General features: G+C 35.8%; 3 protein-coding genes and 1 pseudogene. All 4 read right to left on the reverse strand.

The genetic code is table 11. From position 1 onward, the window contains the following. Nucleotides 1-1,408, reverse strand: a pseudogene (locus Wcon_RS08755) (hypothetical protein); the annotation flags it as partial. Further along, a complete protein-coding gene (locus Wcon_RS08760; protein ID WP_114517885.1) occupies nt 1,405-1,599 on the reverse strand; it encodes a hypothetical protein in 195 nt (64 codons plus the stop codon). The gene Wcon_RS08760 and the pseudogene Wcon_RS08755, both read right to left, overlap by 4 nt. Next, on the reverse strand, nt 1,599-2,783 hold the full coding sequence (locus Wcon_RS08765) for a hypothetical protein (protein WP_114517886.1): 1,185 nt from the start codon (nt 2,781-2,783) through the stop codon (nt 1,599-1,601). The genes Wcon_RS08760 and Wcon_RS08765 overlap by 1 nt, the downstream gene beginning before the upstream one ends. A 4-nt stretch (nt 2,784-2,787) precedes the next feature. Next, nucleotides 2,788-4,005 (reverse strand): DUF4815 domain-containing protein (locus Wcon_RS08770; protein WP_114517478.1); only part of this gene is annotated, 1,218 nt, incomplete at its 5' end.

Consider the following 4,005-nt stretch of genomic DNA (forward strand, 5'->3'; position numbering starts at 1 on the left):
GTTCTCTCCACATCTACTTCAAGTCCTGTAGTTAGAACATTGCTACGTATGTTTAAATCCCCCACTGAATAAATTGACCATAGTTGTGTACATAATTTGATGCAAGCATACCTTGACTAACTTGTGTTCTGGAATACAGGTAAGATGATGTGTAAAGTAATATTGCAACTGTTTTTCCTGCTGGAATCTCCACATTACCAGATCCAGCTAATTTGCTATCAGAACTCGTGTATTGGTAAACATTTTTCCATATTATTCTTGAAATTCTTGATTTATTAGAATTGGTATTATCTGGTGTTCCCACAAATAATCCTGCACCTCCATACTCCGTACTCGAATACGATGATCCAACAAATTCTATTGCTTTATTTATGTTCACATTGGTTGTATTTTTTACAAATACTACTCCAAGTGCAGCATATGGGTAATAGTATATCTCATCATAACTACCCGAAAAGCTTTTTGTGCATAACTCTCCGTAAATAAATGTTCCCTTGCTTCCCTCTATAAAACTTAGTTGTCTTGGCCGATAAAAACTAACGTAATCTGTATTGTACGTATGGCTACCTGCTAGTAGTTGTAACATATAGTCAGTTTTTGTTACATCACTACTCCACTTTCCAAGCTCTGTCGTAAAAGTTCCGTGGCCAAAATAATTATTTTTTCTGCCAAGTACACCAAATAAGAAAGGTAATGACCCTGGTTCAACCATGTTGCGCTTTCTTATTTCATTTATAAGAGACGCTTTTAACTGTTCATCCCGAGTTTTTACCTCATTAGAGATGTTTTCAATTCGAGTTTCTATTTCTCCTATAATTGATGAGCCAGATGGTACATTATTAACAGCACGAAAATCTTCTACTAAACCTTTAAGACCATCTTTATGACTATTACTAATGCTATTTATTGCTGCAATATTGGCATTCTTTCTCGTATCAAGTAGTGATATATGTGAATCTGATGATGCTTTTAAAGTGTTTAAGGAATTGTCCCTAAGCTTGTTAATTTCATTGACAGAATCTGTTTTCGCTTCAGTTATTGCAGATATTGAATTTTCCTTATTGCTATTTATGTCACTTAAGTGCGTCCTTGCAGCGCTCAAGAGTTCTTTTAACTTACCATCTGTCATCTGTACAATTTCAGAAACCGCACTTTTGTCGATTATTGATTCCAGTGCTTTAGCAAGATATGCTAATTGATCTGGTGTACTGTTTACTGCTAAATCCCTAAGCCTTTCTTGTAGTGCATCAATTATTTCTTTTACTTTAGTCATTTGCGCAATATCAGAAATAGCTTTTTTATCTGCTATCAATTCCAGCGATTTTGCAAGATATGCCAGTTGATCAGCTGTGCTACTTACTGCTAAATCCTTTATCCTTTGATGTAACGCTTCTATTGCTTCTTTCATTCCCAAAAATTCAAAAAAGTTTCAAATCTAAATCGTTTAAAATTATTTTTTAGTTGATTATGCTCATCTTCTCTTTCGGTAATATCTTCATCTATTTTCTCAATTGTAGTACGGATACGTACCACATCTTGAACTGCAATATTTTCTGGATGAGGCAGTGGATATCCTCGTTTGGTTTGGTCAACAGTCATTATGTGACAATCACTCTGAGATTTTTTACCTTAGGGCGATAAACAACCGTTCCACTTAAAACTAATTTTATCCTTGTTTCATTGCCATTAAAGTTTGTCAGCACATGAGTTCTCTCTACCCAATTTTCTCCAATTGGTTTTCCTGATGTTAAATTTACTAATTGCCAATCCACATTTTTTTGCACATATGCTTTTACATCTGCAGTGCCAGGTATTAGCGCATCATACGTTATGGTAATTTTAGTGTTAGCTCCTGCTGTAATACTTCTTGTAACATAATCTCCAGACTCTGAAAGATTACCTAGAACTAGCTGTAACCCTGGATATAGCACTGGACTTTTTTCTTTTGACCCTTTTAAATTTGCCTTTACTGTTAACTCTCCAGATAGTCTTTCACGCAGCGCGAGCGGCAAGTTATCAGATAGAAAATTTTCTTTTCCTTCTTCATCTGTCAGAATAAATTCTACATTGGTATCAAATGCTACTTTTTCGACGTTCGTCAAAACAATTAAATCTGAAGTATTGGTTGCTGTAACTTTGCCAAGATCAATAACATGAGAATTTTCGCTAAATTTTGCAGCTAGTAATCGAAACGTTAAATCTAAATTTTGATGTGGAGTCCAGGTGCTTGCATTACTTGATGATAGTAATACTCCTACTTGATATGGCTGACTTGTTACCCAACGGCTATTTACTGCATCATATTTGCCAAGTTCTGCTATTTTTACTGCAGTACCAGGATCATCAGTAAGTAGCACTATTGCATACTCTTGTTCTGCATGGCAAAACACTGGTGACCACTCTATACGTGTTGCTGTGCCATCTACTTTTATATCTTTCGGCTCAATATAGCTTTCAGCAATAACAGTCTGCGATGGCATTCCCACTGCTGTTTCTCTAATCTGCACAACAACACGTTTTTTGCCTTTATTTATAAACCATAACTCTAGACCTCCTATGTGTCTGCTCTCATTTAAAGTAAATGTTTGCGCTAAAGGATCAACTCTTCTTGCTGCGATAATTCTTCTTCTCTCTTCTATGGTAATAGTTTTTTTACCAGTATAAGTTGCCTCTCCATAGCTTCCTTTATCACCATAAAACTGTACTAATTTAGTACCTGCTGGAATATTTGCTGGGATTTTTATTTTTCCACTTATTTGTCCTTGATTGTTAACTATTAACATATTTTTATGCTATAGGTTGAATAATTATTCCGTCAAATTTTATCTCTTTAAGCTTCTCACTTGGCTCAAAACCTTCAATTTCAAAATTCTGTACTGCTTCTCTCATAAATTCAGTTTCGTATGAAGTACTTGACAGCAGCTCTGTTGTTTCTTTAACATTAAATACTCTTGTTACTGGACTTTTCCAATTCGTGGTAACCTCCGTCCAGTGGTCTATATTTTTATTTAGAGTAATTTGTGCCGGAACTGGATCAAAAGCTTGATACGGGTTAATCTTTTCTCCTTTAGTCTGTAAAAGCTGCTCCAGTACCGGTTCAAGTTTATAAGGTAAAAGATAAGGTTCTTTACCTCTTTCAACATCAATAATTTCCACATCTATAGGTAAAATTAATTCTTTGTTTACTATTGCTGCAGACTGCGAAATTCCTTGATCGCGCATATCATCATCAAAGAATGAATCAACAAATACTCCTTTTTTGGTGGTAGGTTCTCTTGAATTTGCATCACTGCGTAAACGCTCCTGTGCAACCAGCGCATAAAGATCATTTATTCCTTTTTTCATTGCTTCAAGCTCATTCATCGGTACAGCATGAATAGCATTATTCACTATTTTTACCCCTTCGCCTTTTTTCCACGTCTGATGAATGTAGCAGAGCAAAAGTTGTCCACTAGGCGCTCTAGGCATTGATGGTCGCCAAGGGTGAGCTATGCCTTTTATTCTTCTTACCACTCCTTTGCTATCGATAGTAATTAAATCATAGCGGGGCATTTTCCAGGTGTAATCAACCAGAACCAAGCTGTTATCAACTGCACCTCTTACTTTACATCCCTCTTCGCTTATATCTTCAGGGCTTATATGAGTGCGGCAGCGATAGGTTATCAGGTAACTACTTCCAGGAGCTGGTTCTTTACCAGGTAATGACCAATCAACGTTTCCTGCGTTTAATTTGTAATCTATACTATTTTCATAAATAACATTGCCTTGTTTAACTTGAATAATCTCAAGTACTGCAGAGTCAGGAATAGCTCCAGAATATGAACCGTGAGTAACAGTAATAGTTTTTTGAACAGTTATGTCTACTTTTTTGATTTCACTTATTGGAAAATCATTAACCTTCAGTTCCATTACTCTTTGGCTATTTGGCTGAAAAGTATGTGGTTCTGATTCAACTGATTTTATATCCGGATCTTCATCAAAAGAAACACGAATACTGTGAGGAAG

The sequence above is a fragment of the Wolbachia endosymbiont of Cylisticus convexus genome (assembly GCF_003344345.1).